Annotated in this window: 21 protein-coding genes; 11 read left to right on the forward strand and 10 right to left on the reverse strand. The window is 61.2% G+C overall.

What is annotated here, in order from left to right; genetic code table 11:
* Positions 1–48 precede the first annotated feature (48 nt).
* Positions 49–696 carry a hypothetical protein gene (locus tag OZ428_RS00285; RefSeq protein ID WP_269132404.1) on the reverse strand — a complete coding sequence of 216 codons (648 nt, stop codon included), beginning with the start codon at positions 694–696 and terminating at the stop codon, positions 49–51.
* Between the two features lie 367 nt (positions 697–1063).
* On the opposite strand from OZ428_RS00285, the gene coxB reads away from it, so the two are divergent.
* From coxB to OZ428_RS00305, 4 genes are read left to right on the forward strand one after another with little or no spacing between them, the layout of a single operon-like run.
* On the forward strand, positions 1064–2191 hold the full coding sequence (coxB, locus tag OZ428_RS00290) for a cytochrome c oxidase subunit II (protein WP_033899206.1): 1128 nt from the start codon (positions 1064–1066) through the stop codon (positions 2189–2191).
* Between the two features lie 58 nt (positions 2192–2249).
* The gene (ctaD, locus tag OZ428_RS00295; RefSeq protein WP_033899208.1) at positions 2250–3836 is read left to right on the forward strand and encodes a cytochrome c oxidase subunit I; all 1587 of its coding nucleotides are present in this window, start codon (positions 2250–2252) and stop codon (positions 3834–3836) included.
* A 21-nt stretch (positions 3837–3857) separates the two neighbouring features.
* A complete protein-coding gene (locus OZ428_RS00300) occupies positions 3858–4409 on the forward strand; it encodes a cytochrome c oxidase assembly protein (RefSeq protein ID WP_269132405.1) in 552 nt (183 codons plus the stop codon).
* Between the two features lie 35 nt (positions 4410–4444).
* A complete protein-coding gene (locus OZ428_RS00305) occupies positions 4445–5332 on the forward strand; it encodes a cytochrome c oxidase subunit 3 (RefSeq protein ID WP_269132406.1) in 888 nt (295 codons plus the stop codon).
* A gap of 6 nt (positions 5333–5338) precedes the next feature.
* Here OZ428_RS00305 and OZ428_RS00310 read toward each other — a convergent pair whose 3' ends face one another.
* A complete protein-coding gene (locus OZ428_RS00310; RefSeq protein ID WP_269132407.1) occupies positions 5339–5542 on the reverse strand; it encodes a twin transmembrane helix small protein in 204 nt (67 codons plus the stop codon).
* A gap of 28 nt (positions 5543–5570) precedes the next feature.
* On the opposite strand from OZ428_RS00310, the gene OZ428_RS00315 reads away from it, so the two are divergent.
* The 5 genes from OZ428_RS00315 to OZ428_RS00335 are packed head-to-tail and all read left to right on the forward strand — an operon-like array spanning position 5571 to position 9494.
* Positions 5571–6335 carry an SURF1 family protein gene (locus OZ428_RS00315; RefSeq protein WP_269132408.1) on the forward strand — a complete coding sequence of 255 codons (765 nt, stop codon included), beginning with the start codon at positions 5571–5573 and terminating at the stop codon, positions 6333–6335.
* Complete coding sequence (locus OZ428_RS00320) at positions 6301–6885, forward strand: hypothetical protein (RefSeq protein ID WP_269132409.1); 585 nt, start codon at positions 6301–6303, stop codon at positions 6883–6885. Before OZ428_RS00315 ends, OZ428_RS00320 begins: the two co-directional genes overlap by 35 nt.
* Before the next feature lie 10 nt (positions 6886–6895).
* Positions 6896–7975: a COX15/CtaA family protein gene (locus OZ428_RS00325; protein ID WP_269132410.1), complete on the forward strand. Its 1080-nt coding sequence runs from the start codon at positions 6896–6898 to the stop codon at positions 7973–7975.
* Positions 7963–8862: a heme o synthase gene (cyoE, locus tag OZ428_RS00330; protein ID WP_177112243.1), complete on the forward strand. Its 900-nt coding sequence runs from the start codon at positions 7963–7965 to the stop codon at positions 8860–8862. The genes OZ428_RS00325 and cyoE overlap by 13 nt, the downstream gene beginning before the upstream one ends.
* The gene (locus OZ428_RS00335; RefSeq protein ID WP_269132411.1) at positions 8859–9494 is read left to right on the forward strand and encodes an SCO family protein; all 636 of its coding nucleotides are present in this window, start codon (positions 8859–8861) and stop codon (positions 9492–9494) included. The genes cyoE and OZ428_RS00335 overlap by 4 nt, the downstream gene beginning before the upstream one ends.
* Positions 9495–9548: 54 nt before the next feature.
* On the opposite strand, the gene OZ428_RS00340 is transcribed toward OZ428_RS00335, so the two are convergent.
* Genes OZ428_RS00340 through OZ428_RS00350 form a run of 3 tightly spaced genes read right to left on the reverse strand, consistent with a single transcriptional unit; the run spans position 9549 to position 12052 of the window.
* The gene (locus OZ428_RS00340; protein ID WP_269132412.1) at positions 9549–10319 is read right to left on the reverse strand and encodes a MetQ/NlpA family ABC transporter substrate-binding protein; all 771 of its coding nucleotides are present in this window, start codon (positions 10317–10319) and stop codon (positions 9549–9551) included.
* A 51-nt stretch (positions 10320–10370) separates the two neighbouring features.
* Positions 10371–11045, reverse strand: a complete 675-nt coding sequence (locus OZ428_RS00345; RefSeq protein ID WP_010207814.1) for a methionine ABC transporter permease — start codon at positions 11043–11045, stop codon at positions 10371–10373.
* Positions 11045–12052 (reverse strand): methionine ABC transporter ATP-binding protein, encoded by a 1008-nt coding sequence (locus tag OZ428_RS00350; protein WP_269132413.1) that lies wholly within the window; start codon positions 12050–12052, stop codon positions 11045–11047. Before OZ428_RS00350 ends, OZ428_RS00345 begins: the two co-directional genes overlap by 1 nt.
* 228 nt (positions 12053–12280) lie before the next feature.
* On the opposite strand from OZ428_RS00350, the gene katE reads away from it, so the two are divergent.
* Positions 12281–14410 (forward strand): catalase HPII, encoded by a 2130-nt coding sequence (gene katE / locus OZ428_RS00355; RefSeq protein WP_269132414.1) that lies wholly within the window; start codon positions 12281–12283, stop codon positions 14408–14410.
* Between the two features lie 45 nt (positions 14411–14455).
* On the opposite strand, the gene OZ428_RS00360 is transcribed toward katE, so the two are convergent.
* From OZ428_RS00360 to OZ428_RS00375, 4 genes are read right to left on the reverse strand one after another with little or no spacing between them, the layout of a single operon-like run.
* Positions 14456–15175 carry a PA5502 family lipoprotein gene (locus OZ428_RS00360; RefSeq protein WP_269132415.1) on the reverse strand — a complete coding sequence of 240 codons (720 nt, stop codon included), beginning with the start codon at positions 15173–15175 and terminating at the stop codon, positions 14456–14458.
* 37 nt (positions 15176–15212) lie between these two features.
* Entirely contained in the window at positions 15213–16001 is a 789-nt protein-coding gene (znuB, locus tag OZ428_RS00365) for a zinc ABC transporter permease subunit ZnuB (RefSeq protein WP_010207821.1), read from the reverse strand.
* On the reverse strand, positions 15994–16779 hold the full coding sequence (gene znuC, locus OZ428_RS00370) for a zinc ABC transporter ATP-binding protein ZnuC (RefSeq protein ID WP_269132416.1): 786 nt from the start codon (positions 16777–16779) through the stop codon (positions 15994–15996). The genes znuB and znuC overlap by 8 nt, the downstream gene beginning before the upstream one ends.
* Positions 16779–17261 carry a Fur family transcriptional regulator gene (locus OZ428_RS00375; protein ID WP_028618648.1) on the reverse strand — a complete coding sequence of 161 codons (483 nt, stop codon included), beginning with the start codon at positions 17259–17261 and terminating at the stop codon, positions 16779–16781. The genes znuC and OZ428_RS00375 overlap by 1 nt, the downstream gene beginning before the upstream one ends.
* A 58-nt stretch (positions 17262–17319) precedes the next feature.
* On the opposite strand from OZ428_RS00375, the gene znuA reads away from it, so the two are divergent.
* The gene (znuA, locus tag OZ428_RS00380) at positions 17320–18249 is read left to right on the forward strand and encodes a zinc ABC transporter substrate-binding protein ZnuA (protein ID WP_269132417.1); all 930 of its coding nucleotides are present in this window, start codon (positions 17320–17322) and stop codon (positions 18247–18249) included.
* Between the two features lie 27 nt (positions 18250–18276).
* Here znuA and OZ428_RS00385 read toward each other — a convergent pair whose 3' ends face one another.
* Positions 18277–19230, reverse strand: a complete 954-nt coding sequence (locus OZ428_RS00385; protein ID WP_269132418.1) for a homoserine kinase — start codon at positions 19228–19230, stop codon at positions 18277–18279.
* Positions 19231–19237: the final 7 nt, after the last annotated feature.

The raw sequence follows: 19237 nt of genomic DNA on the forward strand, positions 1-19237 counted from the left end.
AGCCGGGCAAACCCGGCTCCCACATGGGTTCTGTCTCTAGCTCGGACGTCAGGCCGGCTGATCCAACGCCAGCTCAACCCCCAGCTGCCGCGACAGGCACGGCCAGCGCTTCCACGCCGCTTCCGTGTCCGGGCTTTTAAGCGTCTCGCGATATGCCTCCACCGACTCCAGCGCAAAGCTGTCTTCGTTGAGCATTTCATCCACCGCGTGGTGCACCGCTTCATCCAACTGATTGGCGAAGGTTTCGCCAATCAGTTGGTGGGCGATGACATTGGCCACCGTGGTATCTGCCGGAATCAACGGCTGGCCAAAGTGCTTGATATACAGATCATTCACCTCTTCAACCAATCGATGCGCCAGGTAGGCCTCGTCCAGCAGCCCGTCGAGGCCTTCGTGGCCGGCCAGGATCGCGGGCGGTTGCAGGAAGAAATGCTCGGCAATCTTCAGCACCGGTTTGATCTGGCTTTCGATTCCGGCTTCGCGGGCCACGTCGTTGGCGGCGTCCAGCAAATCCGGGACGAGGTCGATGTAGGCGCTGACAAAGCGGGTCATGACAATGTTGCGATCACCGTCAGCCAGGGAAATGGCCGAATGCAGGTGCGGCAATTGTTTTTCCAGTTGCTGGGCAAGCTGGCCCGTGCTGGCTTCGTGTTGATGGGCACGGGAAATCTGCTCGCGCAATGCGGCGGTGTTCATGAAAGCTCCAGTGATGCAGGCGTAGGAAAAGGGAGAGGATAAGGTAGCTCGTTTATACGAGCGCCTAAGACGCATTTGTCATAATTATTTCATGGTTATGCGCCCGCGTTATATCGAATTGCCATCGTTCGTCGGATAAACGATTCCGCCCCCGGTTTTATTAGCCCTGACCGGACATTTTGACTCATTTGCCCCTACACATTGCGGGGTTGCAGAGCCTGTCTATACTCGGATTTGTACGCGATTAGCTGATGACGCCAGACTGCATAAGCAGGCAAGGCCAGGCGGTTGTAAGCAGTATGGAAGCCGCTCCCTTCGACGCAGGTGCAAACCGGCGGGATAACAAGAACGATAAGGGGAACCCGCAATGATGCGACATCCACACGTTTGGATGGGCCTTCTGTTGTGGTCAGTATTCGGCCAGGCACATGCCGCCTGGACAACGAATATGGCGCCAGGGGCGACAGAAGTCAGTCACGCTGTGTTCGACCTGCACATGACCATTTTCTGGATCTGTGTGGTGATCGGCATCATCGTGTTTGGCGCGATGTTCTGGTCGATGATCGTTCATCGCCGGTCCACGGGCCAGGTCGCAGCCAAGTTCCACGAGAGCACCACCGTGGAAATACTCTGGACCGTCGTGCCCTTGCTGATCCTGATCGCGATGGCCATTCCGGCCACCAAGACCCTGATCAATATCTACGACAGCAGTGAGTCGGATATCGATATCCAGGTCACCGGCTACCAGTGGAAGTGGCATTACAAATACCTGGGCCAGGACGTGGAGTTCTTCAGCAACCTGGCCACGCCCGCCGAACAGATCCATAACCAGGCCACCAAGGGCGAACACTACCTATTGGAAGTCGACCAGCCGCTAGTGTTGCCGGTGGGCGCCAAGGTGCGCTTTCTGGTAACGGCCGCCGACGTGATCCACTCCTGGTGGGTGCCGGCCTTTGCGGTCAAGCGCGACGCCATTCCCGGGTTCGTCAATGAGGCCTGGACCCGCGTTGAGAAACCCGGCATCTACCGTGGCCAATGCGCCGAACTGTGCGGCAAGGACCACGGCTTCATGCCCATTGTGGTCGAGGTCAAGTCCAAGGCCGACTACGAGACCTGGCTGGGTGAGCGCAAGGAAGAGGCCGCCAAGCTCAAGGAGCTGACCTCCAAAGAGTGGACGCTGGAAGAGCTGGTGGCCCGTGGCGACAAGGTCTACCACACCACCTGCGTGGCCTGTCACCAGGCCGAAGGCCAGGGCCTGCCGCCGATGTTCCCGGCGCTCAAGGGCTCGAAGATTGCCACCGGCCCTGCGGCTGACCACCTGAGCATTGTCTACCACGGCAAGCCCGGCACCGCGATGGCGGCCTTCGGCAAGCAGCTCTCCGAAGTGGATATCGCCGCCGTGGTGACCTACGAGCGCAATGCCTGGGGCAACAACAAAGGCGACATGGTCACGCCTAAAGACGTGCTGGCCATCAAGCAGGCGGAAAGCAAATGACCTCTCTCAAGGCGTTTACCTCGACCCGCCCCGCCCACCCGCTTGCAGGAGAACGGCCATGAGCGCTGTGATCGATGACCATGGTCACGCCGACCATGCCCACGGCCCCGCCAAGGGGTTGATGCGCTGGGTGCTGACCACCAACCACAAAGACATCGGCACCATGTACCTGTGGTTCGCCTTTGCCATGTTCCTGCTCGGCGGCTCGTTTGCCATGGTCATCCGCGCCGAGTTGTTCCAGCCCGGCCTGCAGATTGTGCAGCCGGCCTTCTTCAACCAGATGACCACCATGCACGGGTTGATCATGGTGTTCGGCGCGGTGATGCCGGCGTTCGTCGGCCTGGCCAACTGGATGATCCCGCTGATGATCGGCGCGCCCGACATGGCCCTGCCGCGCATGAACAACTTCAGCTTCTGGCTGTTGCCGGCAGCGTTCCTGCTGCTGGTCTCGACGCTGTTCACGCCTGGTGGCGGGCCGAACTTCGGCTGGACCTTCTACGCGCCGCTATCCACCACCTATGCCCCGGAAAGCGTGACGTTCTTCATCTTCGCGATCCATCTGATGGGCATCAGTTCGATCATGGGCGCGATCAACGTGGTCGCCACCATTCTCAACCTGCGTGCGCCGGGCATGACCTTGATGAAAATGCCGCTGTTCGTGTGGACGTGGCTGATCACCGCGTTCCTGCTGATCGCGGTGATGCCGGTACTGGCGGGTTGCGTGACCATGATGCTGATGGACATCCACTTCGGCACCAGCTTCTTCAGTGCGGCTGGCGGTGGTGACCCGGTGCTGTTTCAGCACGTGTTCTGGTTCTTCGGCCATCCTGAGGTGTACATCATGATTCTGCCGGCCTTCGGCGCCGTCAGCTCGATCATCCCGACCTTCTCGCGCAAGCCGCTGTTCGGCTACACCTCGATGGTCTACGCCACGGCGAGCATCGCGTTTTTGTCGTTCATCGTGTGGGCGCACCACATGTTCGTGGTGGGCATTCCGCTGGTGGGCGAGTTGTTCTTCATGTACGCGACGCTGCTGATCGCCGTGCCCACGGGGGTGAAGGTGTTCAACTGGGTCAGCACCATGTGGCAAGGCTCGCTGACCTTCGAGACGCCGATGCTGTTTGCCGTGGCCTTTGTGATCTTGTTCACCATCGGCGGCTTTTCCGGGCTGATGCTCGCGATCGCCCCGGCGGACTTCCAGTACCACGACACCTATTTCGTGGTGGCGCATTTCCATTACGTACTGGTGCCCGGCGCGATCTTCGGCATCTTCGCCTCAGCCTACTACTGGCTGCCGAAATGGACCGGCCACATGTACGACGAAACCCTGGGCAAACTGCACTTCTGGCTGTCCTTCGTGGGCATGAACATGGCGTTTTTCCCAATGCACTTCGTCGGGCTGGCGGGCATGCCGCGCCGGGTGCCGGACTACAACCTGCAGTTCGCCGACTTCAACATGGTTTCTTCGATTGGCGCGTTCATGTTTGGCGCCACGCAGATCTTCTTCCTGTTCATTGTGATCAAGTGCATCCGTGGCGGCCCGCCGGCACCCGCCAAACCGTGGGATGGCGCTGAAGGCCTGGAGTGGAGCGTCCCGTCACCGGCGCCATACCACACCTTTACCACGCCGCCGGAGGTCAAATGAACAGGATGACGGGAGGCTGCCATGGCTGAGTCCGTGCCCACCAAGCGCCTGGTCACCCGCCTGCTGATTCTGGTGGTGGCGATGTTCGCCTTTGGCTTTGCGTTGGTGCCGATCTACGACGTGATGTGCAAGGCGTTCGGCATCAACGGCAAGACGGCCGGGCAGTACGAGGGCGAGCAGGTCGTCGACCCAACGCGTCAGGTGCGTGTGCAGTTTTTGTCCACCAACGCCATCGACATGGTCTGGGATTTTTACGCCAAGGCTGACGAAGTGGTGGTCAATCCGGGCGCGGTGACCGAGATGCTGTTCGTGGCCCACAACCCCACCGACAAGCCGATGACGGCCCAGGCCGTGCCCAGTATTTCCCCGGCCGAAGCGGCGATGTACTTCCACAAGACCGAGTGCTTTTGCTTCACCCAGCAAGTGTTGCAACCGGGCCAGCGCATCGAGATGCCGGTGCGTTTCATTGTCGACCGCGACATGCCCAAGGATGTGAAGCATCTGACCCTGGCGTACACGCTGTTTGATATCACTGCGCGCCAACCGCCGGTGGCTGCCCACAGCGGCGGCTAGCTACTGTTTGCCCCCTCAATCAGGAGAGCGAATACATGTCGTCTCATGATACGTACTACGTACCAGCGCAAAGCAAATGGCCAATAATTGCCACGTTTGGCCTGTTGATCACGGTTTACGGGCTGGGTCTGTGGTTCAACGACCTCAAGGCCGCGCGGGCGGAATCCCACGGGCCGTGGATCTTTTTCGTCGGCGGGCTGTTGCTGGCCTACATGCTGTTCGGCTGGTTCGGCGCGGTGATCAAGGAAAGCCGCGCCGGTTTGTACAGTTCGCAGATGGACCGCTCGTTCCGCTGGGGCATGACCTGGTTCATCTTTTCCGAGGTGATGTTCTTTATCGCCTTCTTCGGTGCGCTGTTTTACGTGCGCCACATGTCGGCGCCCTGGCTGGCGGGTGAAGGTTCAAAGGGCGTAGCGCACATGTTATGGCCGAACTTCGAGTTTGCCTGGCCGTTGCTGAATAACCCCGACCCGAAAATGTACCCGGCACCGGAAGGCACTATCAGCCCGTGGGGCCTGCCGCTGGTGAACACCATTCTGCTGGTGAGTTCCAGCGTGACCATCACCGTCGCCCACCACGCGCTGCGTAAAGGCCATCGTGGTGCGCTGAAACTCTGGCTGGCGATTACCGTGCTGCTGGGTCTGGCGTTCCTGGGGTTTCAGGCCGAGGAGTACATCCACGCCTATAAAGAACTGGGCCTGACTTTGGGCTCAGGGGTGTATGGCGCGACGTTCTTCATGCTCACTGGGTTCCACGGCGCTCACGTCACCATCGGCACGATCATCCTGTTCGTGATGCTGATGCGCATCCTCAAGGGGCATTTCAACGCCGAGCACCAGTTCGGTTTCGAGGCGGCCAGTTGGTATTGGCACTTTGTGGATGTGGTGTGGATCGGCCTGTTTTTCTTCGTCTATGTGCTGTGAGGCGCTTTACCACGGCGCATGAGACACCAGTTGGCCGCTGAAAAAGCCCCAGGCGATCAGCGCCACGGTGATCACGGCCAGTACGACACGTACGGTCAAGGCAGTGACGAGGCGATTGGAGTTGCCCTCGTCCTTGACCAGGAAGACCAAGCCACTGAACAGGCTCACGACGGTCGCGGTCAGCATCAGGGCAATAGCGGCTTTGAGCATGGTCGGGCTCCAACGGGATGGGCGGGCAATGAAAACAAGTATAGCCAGCGCCATAAAATGCTTTCGGCCGGGAATCGCACCGACATTGGTGGTGTTGGTGCTGCTGCCGTTGATGGTGGGTCTGGGGTTCTGGCAACTGTCTCGCGGCCATGAAAAGCAGGTGCTGGTGGACAGTTACGCCGAGCGGCGCGCGGCTGAGCCGATCAGCAGCACGCAACTTAACGACATGGCGGACCCAGCCTTTCGCCGCGTTCGTCTGCGCGGCCAATTTGACGCCGAACACAGCGTATTCCTCGACAACCGCATGCGCGACGGCAAGGCCGGCGTAGAGCTGCTGCAACCCTTCCACGACCAGGCCAGTGGATTGTGGCTGTTGCTCAATCGCGGTTGGCTGCCCTGGCCGGATCGGCGCACGCCACCCGCCTTCACCACGCCGGATCAGCCGGTAAATCTCGATGCCTGGGTGTACATCGCCCCCGGCGAAACCTTCCAGTTGCACCCGGACCCCGCGACCGCGCAATGGCCACGCTTGCTGACGGCTTTGCACCCAGCAGCGCTCTGGGCTGAGTTGGGTCGCAACGGTTTCGCCTATGAGTTGCGGGCCGAAGCCGGCCCCGGCACCTATGAAACCACCTGGCCGATCGTCGCCATGGGCCCGGAAAAACACCTGGCGTATGCCGTGCAATGGTTCGCCATGTCGCTGGCGTTGCTGGCGCTTTATCTCTACCTCGGATGGCACAACAAAAAGGAGAAGCCCCATGGGAGCGGCCACGAATCCACTCAACATGTCTGAAGCACCGGACCGGCGTAAAGGCCGTTGGCAGTTGATCCTGATCCTGATGATGGTGATCGGGCCCATGGCGCTGGCCACCTTTATGTACAAGCTGCAGTTCTGGGTGCCGGAAAGCCGCAGCTACCACGGCGAGATGATCGGCAACGGCCAGACCCGCGCCGACATTGGCGTACAGGCCGATGAGCAGCGCTGGCAACTGCTGGTGACCGCACCCACAGCCTGTGCAGCGGACTGTCAGCAATTGGTGTACCTCGCACGCCAGCTGCAAATCAGCCTGGGTCGTGATGCCTCCCGCGCCAGCCATGCCTTGGCCAGCGCGCAGCCGGTGAGCGCGGAGTACGAGGCCAAGCTGAAAATTGAATACCCGCAGCTGCAACGCTACCCGCTGGACTTGTCGATCTTCAGCAAAGACGCTGCCGCGCCGGGTGATGCGCAACTGTGGATCGTCGATCCCCACGGCAACCTGGTGTTGCGCTACGACGCCAAGGTCAAGGGCAAGGATTTGCTCAACGACCTGCGCCACCTGCTGAAACTGTCGAACATCGGATAAGGGCATCGTCATGGCCAAACCTGGATTTCGCCTCGCGTTGTTTGCCACCTTGCTGGCGCTGATCGTCGTGCTGCTCGGCGCCTATACGCGCCTGACCCACGCCGGCCTGGGTTGCCCGGATTGGCCGGGCTGCTACGGCTTCATCAGCGTGCCCAAGACCGAAGCCCAGTTGGCTCATGCCGAGCTGCATTTCCCCGATACGCCGGTGGAGGCCGACAAGGGCTGGGCCGAGATGACCCATCGTTATTTCGCCGGCACCCTGGGCTTGTTGATCGTGTTGCTGGCCGCGCGTTCGTGGAGCCATCGGCGCGATCCAGGCCAGCCGGTGAAGTTGCCGCTGTTCCTGCTGGCGGTGGTGTTCGCCCAGGCGGCGTTTGGCATGTGGACGGTGACATTGAAGTTATGGCCGCAGGTGGTGACGGGGCATTTATTGGGCGGCTTTGCGACCTTGAGCCTGCTGTTTCTGCTGACCTTGCGCTTGTCCGGCGTATTGCCCGCGCTGATCGTGCCCAAGCGCCTGCAATATTGGGCGACGGCGGGCCTGGTGCTGGTGATCGGCCAGATCGCGCTGGGGGGCTGGGTCAGTTCCAACTACGCGGCGGTGGCCTGTATCGATCTGCCGACGTGCCACGGCGAATGGTGGCCGGCGGCAGATTTCGCCAATGGCTTTCATCTGACCCAGCACATCGGGCCCAATTACTTGGGCGGGCAACTGGACAGCGAGGCGCGCACGGCCATCCACCTGACCCACCGCATTGGCGCCGTCATCGTCAGCCTGGTGCTGCTGGGCCTGGCCTGGCAACTGCGTGCAGTGGGCATGACGCGCTTGGCCGGCTTGCTGCTGATCGCCCTGGTCGCGCAAATCTGCCTGGGCCTGAGCAATGTGTATTTCCACTTGCCGCTGCCGGTGGCGGTCGGGCACAACGCTGGCGGCGCGGCCTTGTTGCTGACGCTGGTACTGGTCAACTACCACGCCCGTACCAGCCTGGTCCGGGTGCGCAACCAGCTGCCGTTCGGCTGGCGCTTTATCCCACGCAAACACGTATCGGGCCTCATCACCCTTAAAGGAGAGATGCCATGGCGACCTTGATCGGCGCGCGTCACAGCCAAGCCATCTGGCGTGACTACCTGGAGCTGACCAAGCCGAAAGTGGTGGTGTTGATGCTCATCACCTCCTTGGTAGGGATGTTCCTGGCAACCCGTGCGGGCGTGCCATGGACGGTGCTGGTGTTCGGCAACCTGGGGATAGCCCTGTGTGCGGGCGGCGCGGCGGCGGTGAATCACGTGGTGGACCGACGGATCGATGCCGTAATGGCTCGCACGCACAAGCGGCCGTTGGCAGAGGGGCGTGTATCGCCGCTGGCGGCGCTGGCCTTTGCATTGTTTCTGGCTGTTGCGGGATTGGCGCTGCTGTTGGCGTTCACCAACCCGCTGGCGGCCTGGCTGACCTTGGCTTCGCTGCTCGGCTACGCCGTGATCTATACCGGTTTTCTCAAGCGGGCGACGCCGCAGAATATCGTCATTGGCGGCCTGGCCGGCGCGGCGCCGCCGCTGTTGGGATGGGTGGCCGTCACCGGGCATGTCAGCGCAGAGCCCCTGTTGCTGGTGCTGATCATCTTCGCCTGGACCCCGCCGCACTTCTGGGCCCTGGCCATTCACCGCAAGGAGGAATACGCCAAGGCCGATATCCCGATGTTGCCGGTGACACACGGCGAGCATTACACCAAGGTGCACATCCTGCTCTACACCTTCGCCCTGCTGGCGGTGAGCCTGATGCCCTATGTGATCCACATGAGCGGCCTGCTCTACCTTGCGTGCGCACTGGTATTGGGCGGGCGCTTTCTGCAATGGGCCTGGGTGTTGTACCGTGGCGGTCGGCCGCACGCGGCGATCAACACCTTCAAGTACTCTATCTGGTACTTGCTGCTGCTGTTTATCGCGCTGCTCCTCGACCACTACCTACTGTTGAACCTATGACTCGAACTCAAAAAACTGTCTTCATCCTGGTGGCCCTGGTGGCATTGATCATGGGCCTGACCGTCAACAAAGTGCTCTCGGGCAAAGGCCAGGGCGATCCCACCGCCTTGATCGACGCCGGCATCATCCTGTTGCCGCAAAGCCGTCAGTTGCCGCCGGTGACCATGACCAATCAGGAAGGCCAGCCGGTGGTGGTCAACGAATTGAAAGGCAAGTGGAGCCTGTTGTTCTTCGGCTACACCTTCTGCCCGGACATCTGCCCGACCACCCTCGCCCAGCTGCGCCAGATCAAGAGCGAATTGCCCAAGGAGGTTGTGGATAAGTTGCAGGTGATCTTGGTCAGCGTCGATCCGCATCGCGACACGCCGACACAGCTCAAGCAGTACCTGGGTTACTTCGATCCGCAGTTTGTGGGGTTGACCGGTGCCAATGCCGAGGAGGTGCAGAAGGTGTCGAATGCGGTGAGCATTCCGTTCATTCCGGCCGATACCAGCAAACCCAACTACACCGTCGACCACAGTGGCAACTTGGCGCTGATCGGGCCGGATGGAACCCAGCGCGGGTTCATCCGTGCGCCGTTGAACAACCAGAAGCTGGTGGCGCAGTTGCCTGCATTGCTACAGCGCCCATAAACAAAACCCCCATTCGACCGGGTCGGATGGGGGTTTTGTTGTTTCAGCGGTGGATCAGAACGCCGGCTTGATCGCGCCTTTGTACTTCTCTTCGATGAACTTCTTCACTTCAGGCGTGTGCAGGGCTGCAACCAGCTTCTTCACGGCGTCCGAGTCTTTGTTGTCTTCGCGGGTCACCAGGATGTTCACGTAAGGCGAGTCGCTGCCTTCGATGACCAGCGCATCCTTGGACGGGTCCAGCTTGGCTTCCAGCGCGTAGTTGGTGTTGATCAGCGCCAGGTCGACCTGGGTCAGCACACGCGGCAGGGTCGCGGCTTCCAGTTCGCGGAATTTCAGGCCTTTAGGGTTGGCGGTGATGTCCTTGATGGTCGACAGGATGTTGGTCGGGTCCTTCAGGGTGATCAGGCCGTTCTTGGCCAGCAGCAACAGGGCGCGGCCGCCGTTGGTGGCATCGTTCGGGATGACCACGTTGGCGCCGCTTGGCAGCTCGTCCAGCTTCTTGTACTTGCTGGAGTAGGCGCCCAGAGGTTCCAGGTGCACAGCGCCAACGCTCACCAGGTGAGTGCCCTTGGCCTTGTTGAACTCATCCAGGTACGGCTGGTGCTGGAAGAAGTTGGCGTCCAAGCGCTTTTCAGCGACTTGTACGTTCGGCTGCACGTAGTCGGTGAAGACTTTGACCTGCAGGTCTACGCCTTCTTTGGCGAGGGCAGGTTTCACGAATTCCAGGATTTCCGCATGAGGCACCGGCGAAGCAGCGACCGTGATGGTCTCGGCGTGGGCGGAAAACGCGGCAACGGCGGCGAAAGCAACCAGTAGTTTTTTCATCCAACAAGCTCCTTGTTCGGGCATGTACCGGCGTGCGGCCGGCAATGGCCGTTATTTTCGAGAAAAGTGCACCACCAGCTTGTCGCCGACGGTTTGCAGAATTTGCACCAGGATCAACAGCATCACCACGGTGACCACCATCACATCGGTCTGGAAACGCTGATAACCGAAACGGATCGCCAGGTCGCCCAAGCCACCGGCACCGACCACACCGGCCATCGCCGTGTAGGACACCAGTGTAATCGCCGTCACCGTAATCGCCGCGAAAATGCCAGGACGGGCTTCGGGCAGCAAAGCGTTGGTAATGATCTGGCGCGTGCTGGCGCCCATGGATTGGGTGGCCTCGATGATGCCGCGGTCCACTTCACGCAGGGCGGTTTCCACCAGCCGTGCGAAGAACGGCGTTGCCCCCACGACCAGCGGCGGAATCGCACCCGCCACGCCCAGCGAAGTGCCGGTGATCAGGACGGTGAACGGGATCATCACGATCAACAGAATGATGAATGGTAGCGAGCGCAGGATGTTCACGATCAGCGAGAGCAGCGCGTACAGGCCTTTCTGTTCGAACAGTTGGCGTGGGCTGGTCAGGAACAACAGCACGCCCAGCGGCAGGCCCAGCACCACGGTGAAGAACAGCGAGCCGAATAGCATGGTCATGGTGTCGCCGGTAGCGAGCCAGATTTCCGACCAGTCGATATTGGCGAAGAAACTCAACAGGACGTCCATTAGCGCAGGATCTCCATGTGGACGTCAGCGGCGGTGAAACGCGCAAACGCGGCTTCCATGTCGCCACCGGTGACGGCGAGGGTCAATTGCCCGTAAGGGATGTCTTTGATGCGGTCGATACGACCGGCGAGGATGCTGTAGTCCACACCCGTTTCGCGGGCGACGGTGCCCAGCAACGGCGCGTAAGTCGCTTCGCCCTGGAATGTCAGGCGCACGATGCGGCCTGGCACATGGGCAAAGTCGTCGCGTTGCTCGTTTTCGTCGACCTGCTCGGACTCTTGCACGAAGCGCTTGGTGGTCGGGTGCTTGGGATGCAGGAACACATCGGCCACCGAGCCTTGCTCGACGATCACGCCCGCGTCCATTACGGCCACCTGGTCGCACACGCGGCGGATCACGTCCATTTCATGGGTGATCAACACGATGGTCAGCTTCAACTCGCGGTTGATCTCGGCCAGCAGTTGCAGCACCGAGGCGGTGGTCTGCGGGTCAAGGGCGCTGGTGGCTTCGTCGCACAGCAGGATCTTCGGCTTAGTCGCCAGGGCGCGGGCGATGCCGACGCGTTGTTTCTGGCCACCGGACAATTGCGCCGGGTATTTCTTGGCGTGGTCCGACAGGCCCACGCGCGCCAGCAACTCCGCGACGCGCAGGTCGATCTCCTTGCGCGACAATTCGCCGGCCAGGGTCAGTGGCAGTGCCACGTTATCGGCGACGGTCTTGGACGCCAGCAGGTTGAAGTGCTGGAAAATCATCCCGACCTGCTGGCGGAAACGGCGCAGGCCGTTGGCGTCCAGGGCGGTGACTTCTTCGCCGTCCACCGTGATCTGGCCGCCACTCGGTTCTTCGAGGCGGTTGATCAGGCGCAGCAGTGTACTTTTGCCCGCGCCGGAATGACCGATCAGACCAAACACCTGGCCGTTCTCGACGGTCAGGCTGGTGGGGTGCAGCGCGGGAATATCCCTACCGGCGACGCGGTAGGTTTTATGGACATTTTGAAACTCGATCACGTAGCGAACCTTGTGGGGCGCATGGAAAAGGGATCAGCGGTTAGCCGGGCGCGCATTTTAGCCTGTCCGTATAGCGTTTCTTAGCATTTATTTCGCATTCATCCAGCGATTTGGCAATAACGCGATCAAAGGTCATAAAAAAGGAACGGCCCAAAACCCCATCAGTCACTACTTAAGCAATGCGATTCCCGGGTGCCGTGCCTGGGTCTGAATAAGGAGTTTTGACTGATGAGTACGAAAAAGCCAAAGAGCGAACTCGCCGGAACCGACACCCTGGACCGTAACAACACCAATGCCAAGCTGGAGGCCTTGGAAGAATTCCGCTCTGACGCGACTGGCCAGGCCCTGCGGACCAACCAGGGTGTGAAGATCTCCGACAACCAGAACAGCTTGAAGGTCGGCGCGCGCGGCCCTTCGCTGCTCGAAGATTTCATCATGCGTGAAAAGATTACGCATTTTGACCATGAACGCATCCCTGAGCGCATCGTGCATGCGCGCGGCACCGGTGCCCATGGTTACTTTCAGACCTATGAGAACCATTCGGCGCTGACCAAGGCCGGTTTCCTGCGTGATCCTGGGCACAAAACCCCGGTGTTCCTGCGCTTTTCCACTGTGCAAGGCCCGCGTGGCTCCGGTGATACGGTGCGCGACGTACGTGGTTTTGCCGTGAAGTTCTTCACCGACGAGGGCAACTTCGACCTGGTCGGTAACAACATGCCGGTGTTTTTCATTCAGGATGCGATCAAGTTTCCTGACTTTGTCCATGCGGTAAAACCTGAGCCCCACAACGAGATTCCTACCGGCGGTTCGGCCCACGATACCTTCTGGGACTTTGTGTCGCTGCAGCCGGAATCGGCGCACATGGTGATTTGGGCAATGTCCGACCGGGCGATTCCTAAAAGCCTACGGGCCATGCAGGGCTTTGGCGTACATACCTTTCGCTTCATCAACGCTGAAGGGAAGTCCAACTTCGTTAAATTCCACTGGCGCCCTACCGCCGGCACCTGCTCGCTGGTGTGGGACGAAGCGCAAAAGCTCGCCGGTAAAGATACCGACTACCACCGTCGTGATCTGTGGGAAGCCATTGAGATGGGCGATTACCCCGAGTGGGAATTGGGCGTGCAGGTGATTCCCGAGGATAAGGAGCATGCGTTCGACTTCGACATCCTCGATCCGACCAAGCTGATCCCCGAAGAACTGGTGCCGATCACCCCGCTGGGCAAGATGGTGCTGAACCGCAACCCGGATAACTTCTTCGCCGAGGTCGAGCAGGTCGCGTTCTGTCCGGGCCATATTGTGCCGGGGATCGACTTCTCCAATGACCCATTGCTACAGGGCCGGCTGTTTTCCTACACCGATACGCAGATCAGCCGACTCGGTGGCCCGAACTTTCATGAATTGCCGATCAACCGCCCGGTGGCGCCCTTCCACAATGGCCAGCGCGATGCCATGCACCGCACCACCATCGACAAAGGGCGTGCGGCCTACGAGCCCAACTCCATCGATGGCGGCTGGCCCAAGGAAACCCCGCCTGCGGCACAGGACGGTGGCTTCGAGTCGTATCATGAGCGCATTGACGCCCATAAGGTGCGTGAGCGCAGCGAGTCGTTCGGCGATCACTTCTCCCAGGCGCGGCTGTTTTTCCACAGCATGAGCAAGCATGAACAGGAGCACATAATTGCGGCCTACAGCTTTGAGCTGGGCAAGGTGGAGCGTGAGTTCATTCGCGCGCGTCAGGTGAATGAGATCCTCGCCAACATCGACCTTGAACTGGCCAAGCGTGTGGCGCAAAACCTGGGCTTGCCGGTGCCGAAGAAAGGCACGGTGCCGGAGCGCAAGACGTCGCTGTCGCGTTCACCGGCCTTGAGCCAGGCGAACCTGTTGTCGGGTGACATCAAGACGCGCAAGGTGGCGATCCTCGCGGCGAATGGTGTGGATGGCGTGGCGATAGAGGCGTTGAAGAAAGTGCTGAAGGCCGAAGGCGCCCACGCCAAATTGCTCGGGCCGACCTCGGCACCGGTCACCACGGCGGACGGCAAGAGTTTGCCGGTGGATGCGTCCATGGAGGGCTTGCCGTCCGTGGCGTTCGACGCGGTGTTTGTACCCGGCGGCGCCAAGTCGGTGAAGGCGTTGAGCGAGGATGGCGTGGCGCTGCATTACCTGCTGGAGGCGTACAAGCATCTGAAGGCGATTGCGGTGGTGGGCGAGGCCAAGCAGTTGCTGGACCTGTTGAAGCTGGAGGTTGATGCGGGGTTGATCGTCGGTGGGGATGCCAAGGCATTGAAGGCGTTTGTGGCGGCGATTGCCCAGCATCGGGTCTGGGATCGGGAGCCTAAGGCCAAGGCGATTCCGGCTTAAGCGTTAAAGGGATCGCTCCCACTGGGTGGGAGCGATCATCTTTTCTTACTCCGCCTTGCGCGGAATCAGCACAACCTGCGCCGGAATGTGTTTCAAGATCTGCCGGTGAATCTTCAGGTCATACCCCGAATCAATTCGCTTCACCCGTTTGGTCAGCAACGTGGCCAACCACGGGTAATCCTGGGTGCGCGGCGCCTGGATGGTCACATCGCACTGGTAATTCACCACGTCAGTGGCGATCGCATCCAGCTGATGACGCAGTTCTTCAATATCGGTGAGGTTCAGCGCCACCGTGGTACTGGGCGCTGCCGGGTCGATGACCTTGGCGGCGGGCTTGGCTTCGGCGGCTTTCAGGGCGGCTTCGGCTTTATCCAACTCGGCCTTGCGGGCGTGGGTGATGGCGCTGTTGACGCCGCCGGTCAGTGCGGGCGCCTTGGGCATCAGGGCGCGGGCACGGCTCAGGGCGGTGGCAGCGGCGTTGACGTCACCCTTTTGCAACACGATCTGGCTGCGCTGCAGATAGGCTTCTGCCAATTGGCGCTGATAGTTTTCCAGCGCCGGGTCGTTGGGCGACTGGGCTTGCAGTGCCGCCAACTGGTCTTCGGCGGTGGCCAACTCGCTGCTGGCCAGGTTTTGTTCCAGCTGCGCGATGGCCGCAGCGCGTGCGTCCGGGGCCTCGGGGGCGGCGGACGGTGTGCTTTGACAGGCGCCCAGCAGCAAGGAAAATGCGGCAAGGAGCAGATAACGGGAGGTGAACGGCTTCATTCCTGCGACTCTCTATTTGCGCAAAAAGCGAGCAAGTCTACACCCCTCGACGGGGCAGGACAAAACTCAGCAGAAACAGGGCGGCGGCCGTGACCACAATCGATGGCCCCGCCGGCGTGTCCTTGAACCAGGACAGCGCCAGGCCCCCGCACACCGCAAGCATCCCCAGCAGGCTGGCGCCGATCGCCATCTGCTCCGGCGAACGGGCATGGCGCTGGGCGGCGGCTGCGGGAATGATCAGCAGCGACGTGATCAACAATACGCCGACAATCTTCATCGCGACAGCAATCACCACGGCGATCAACAACATCAGGGCCATGCGCAGGCTCGGCACGGGCAAACCTTCCACCGTGGCCAGTTCTTCATGCACGGTGATTGCCAGCAACGGGCGCCACAAGGCCACCAGCAAGACCAGCACGGCTGCGCTGCCGCCGAGAATCCAGGCCAGGTCGGTGGTGCTGATTGCCAGCAGGTCGCCGAACAAATAGGCCATCAGGTCGATGCGCACTTCATGCATGAAGCTCAGCACCACCAGGCCCAGGGACAGCGTGCTGGGCGCCAGGATGCCCAACAAGGTGTCGGAGGCCAGCGGCTGGCGCTGTTGCAGGGTCACCAGCAGCACCGCCAGTAACAGACAGCCCACGGTCACAGCGATAGTCGGGCTGACATCCAGCAAGAAGCCCATGGCCACGCCCAAGAGCGCGGCATGCGACAACGTATCGCCAAAATAGGCCATGCGCCGCCAGACCACGAACGAACCCAGTGGGCCCGCCACCAACGCCAAAGCCAAGCCTGCCAGCAGGGCGTAGAGCAGAAAATCAGCCATGCTTGCAGCTATCTCCATGAACGTGGGTATGAGGTGTGGCGGGATCGTCGACCACGGCGCCATGCAGGTCATGGGCGTGGTCGTGATGGTGGTGGTAGATCGCCAGGCTCTGGGCGTTCTTGCCGAACAGCTCGACGAAGGCCGGGTCGCCGCTGACCTGTTCCGGGTGGCCGGAGCAGCACACGTGACGGTTGAGGCACACCACCTGGTCGGTGGTGCTCATCACTAGGTGCAAATCGTGGGACACCATCAACACGCCGCAGCCATGGCGGTCGCGCAGGCGGGTGATCAGGCTGTACAGCTCGGCCTGGCCGGCGACGTCGACGCCTTGCACGGGCTCATCCAGCACCAACAGTTCCGGCTCGCGCAACAAGGCACGGGCCAGCAGCACGCGCTGCATTTCGCCGCCGGAGATGCTTTGCACCGGGCTGTCGATCACCTGTTCGGCGCCGACTTCCTTGAGCGCCGCTTGCGCACGGGCACGGTCCACGCCCGGCACCAGGCGCAGGAAGCGCAACACGGACAGTGGCAGGGTCGGGTCCACGTGCAGCTTCTGCGGCATGTAGCCGACACGCAGCTTGGGCTTGCGCCATACACTGCCGGTGTCGGGCTTGAGCAGGCCGAGTACGGCGCGCACCAGGGTGGTCTTGCCGGCGCCGTTGGGGCCGATCAAGGTGACAATCTGCCCAGGCTCCACGCTTAGCGCGATGCTATCCAGCACGGTTTGCCCGGCGAACGTGACCCCGACCTGTTCCAGGCGGATTAACGCGTTGCTCATCAAGCCCCCTGGCAGCCCGCGCACAGGCCGACCACTTCGACCGTTTGCCCTTCGACCCGGAAACCAACGTCGGCAGAGCTCTTGATGATGGCGTCGCTGATGCTTTTTTGTTCAAGCTCGATGGCGGCGTGGCACTCGCGGCAGATCAGGAACTGGCCCTGGTGCGCATGTTCCGGGTGGCTGCAGCCAACAAAGGCGTTCAGCGAGGCGATGCGATGCACCAGGCCGTTTTCCAGCAGGAAATCCAGCGCGCGATACACGGTCGGCGGCGCGGCGCGGCGGCCATCCTGCTCACTGAGTACGCCCAGGATGTCGTAGGCGCCCAGCGGCTTATGGCTCTGCCACACCAACTCCAGCACGCGACGACGCAGGGCGGTCAGGCGCAGACCCTTCTGTGTGCACAGGGTATCGGCCTCCGACAGCGCGGTATGCACGCAGTGAGAGTGGTCGTGGGGACGGCTGGCAAGCGGTGTTTTAGGCATGAGCGGCGACAGACATTTGATAGAGACGTTATTATGTTACCCGTTCCTACGCCATTGAGTGGTCATCGTGTCCCGACTTTTTCCCGTTTTTGTCGTATTTGTCACCAGTTTGTTCGTCGCGAGTGCCGCTCAGGCCGAGGTCAAGGTGCTGACCAGCATCAAACCATTGCAGTTGATCGCCGCGGCCGTGCAGGACGGTGTGGCGGTTCCCGAGGTGTTATTGCCGCCGGGTGCGTCGCCGCATAACTATGCGCTGCGTCCATCCGACGTACGGCGCGTGCAGTCGGTGGACCTGCTGTACTGGATCGGCCCGGATATGGAGAGTTTCCTGCCGCGCGTGCTGAAAGGTCGTACGGCTGCGACAGTGGCAGTGCAGGACCTGCCAGGCATGAAGTTGCGTCGTTTTGCCGAAGATAGCCACTCACACGCCGATGGAGCCGACGAACACGACCACGATCACCGCCCCGGCAGCCTGGATGCGCATCTGTGGCTGTCGACGGTGAACGCTCGGGTGATTGCGGCGCGCATGGCAGCTGACCTGGCTGCCGCCGACCCGGCCAATGCTGCGCGTTACCAGAGCAACGTGAAGGCCTTCAATGAGCGCCTGGATGCCCTGGATGCTCGCCTGAAAGCCCGCCTGGCGCCGATTGATGGCAAACCTTACTTTGTCTTCCACGAAGCCTTCGATTACTTCGAAGACGCCTACGGCCTCAAGCACACCGGCGTGTTCAGCGTGGCTGCTGAGGTACAACCCGGTGCCCAGCATGTGGCGGCGATGCGTACGCGTTTGCAGGAAGTGGGCAAGACCTGCGTGTTCAGCGAGCCGCCGTTGCGTCCGCGCCTGGCTGAAACGCTGGTCTCCGGTTTGCCGGTGAAGCTGGCGGAGTTGGATGCGCTGGGTGGTTACACCCCGGCTACCGCTCAGGGTTATGAGCAGGTGTTGGACAAGTTGGGCAATGACTTGGCGGGTTGCCTGGAGTCCTTGTAGAAGCCGGCAAGCCGGCTCCTGCAAAGGTTAGAGTGCGAAGGGCAGGTGCACGGTAGCCTGCTGACGCTGCACCAACCGATGCTCGAACTCCGCCGGATCATGGATCAACACGTCCTGCCCGGCGAACGATTCAGCCGCGATCAGGCGTGACAACCAGAACCGCACACAGGCCACGCGCAGCATCGTCGGCCACAACTCGGCTTCCTTGGCGGTAAACGGCCGCAGGCTCGCATAAGCCCCCAGCAATGCGCGTGCGCGTTGCCCATCAATCACGCCATCCGCGTCCGAACACCAGTCATTCAGGGCGATTGCCACGTCGTACAGCATCGGACCGGAGCAGGCGTTGTAGAAGTCGATCAGCCCTGTAAGGTGCGTCCCTTCGAACATCGCGTTGTCGCGGAACAGGTCGGCGTGTACGTTGGCGCGTGGCAGCGCGAGGATCTCAGCCTTGTGGGCTGCGATCTCGGTCAGTGCATCCTGCAGCAGGCGTTGTTGTGCGTCGTTCAAGTGCGAAATCAACTGCCCGCCTTCGCTGAGCATCCAGTCCAGGCCGCGATCGGTCTTGCGCTCCAACACCTTTTCACCTTGGGTTGCCAGGTGCAGATGGCCCAGCAGGTCACCGACCTGGGTGCAGTGCTGGGCGTTGGCATCCTTGATGTGCTTGCCGGCCAGGCGCGGTTGCAGCAGTGCGGGTTTGCCTTTCAGCTCGCGCAGAGCCACGCCGTCGGTGGTGCGCAGGGCGTAGGGCACGGGCAGGTCGGCGTCGTGGAGCACGTCGAGCAGTTCGATGAAGAACGGCATTTCCGCGACCGGGCCACGTTCGACCAGGGTCAGGACGAACTCGCCCTGCTCCAGGCTGATAAAGAAATTGGTGTTTTCACTACCGGCGGCAATCCCCTGGAAGTCGATCAGGCGGCCGAGGCCGTAAGGGGCGAGAAAGGTTTCCAGCTCGGGCCGAGCCAGGGGGGTGAACACAGACATGGTTAAA

The organism is Pseudomonas sp. GXZC, assembly GCF_026967615.1.
In the GTDB taxonomy this organism is placed as follows: Bacteria; Pseudomonadota; Gammaproteobacteria; order Pseudomonadales; family Pseudomonadaceae; genus Aquipseudomonas; species Aquipseudomonas azotoformans_A.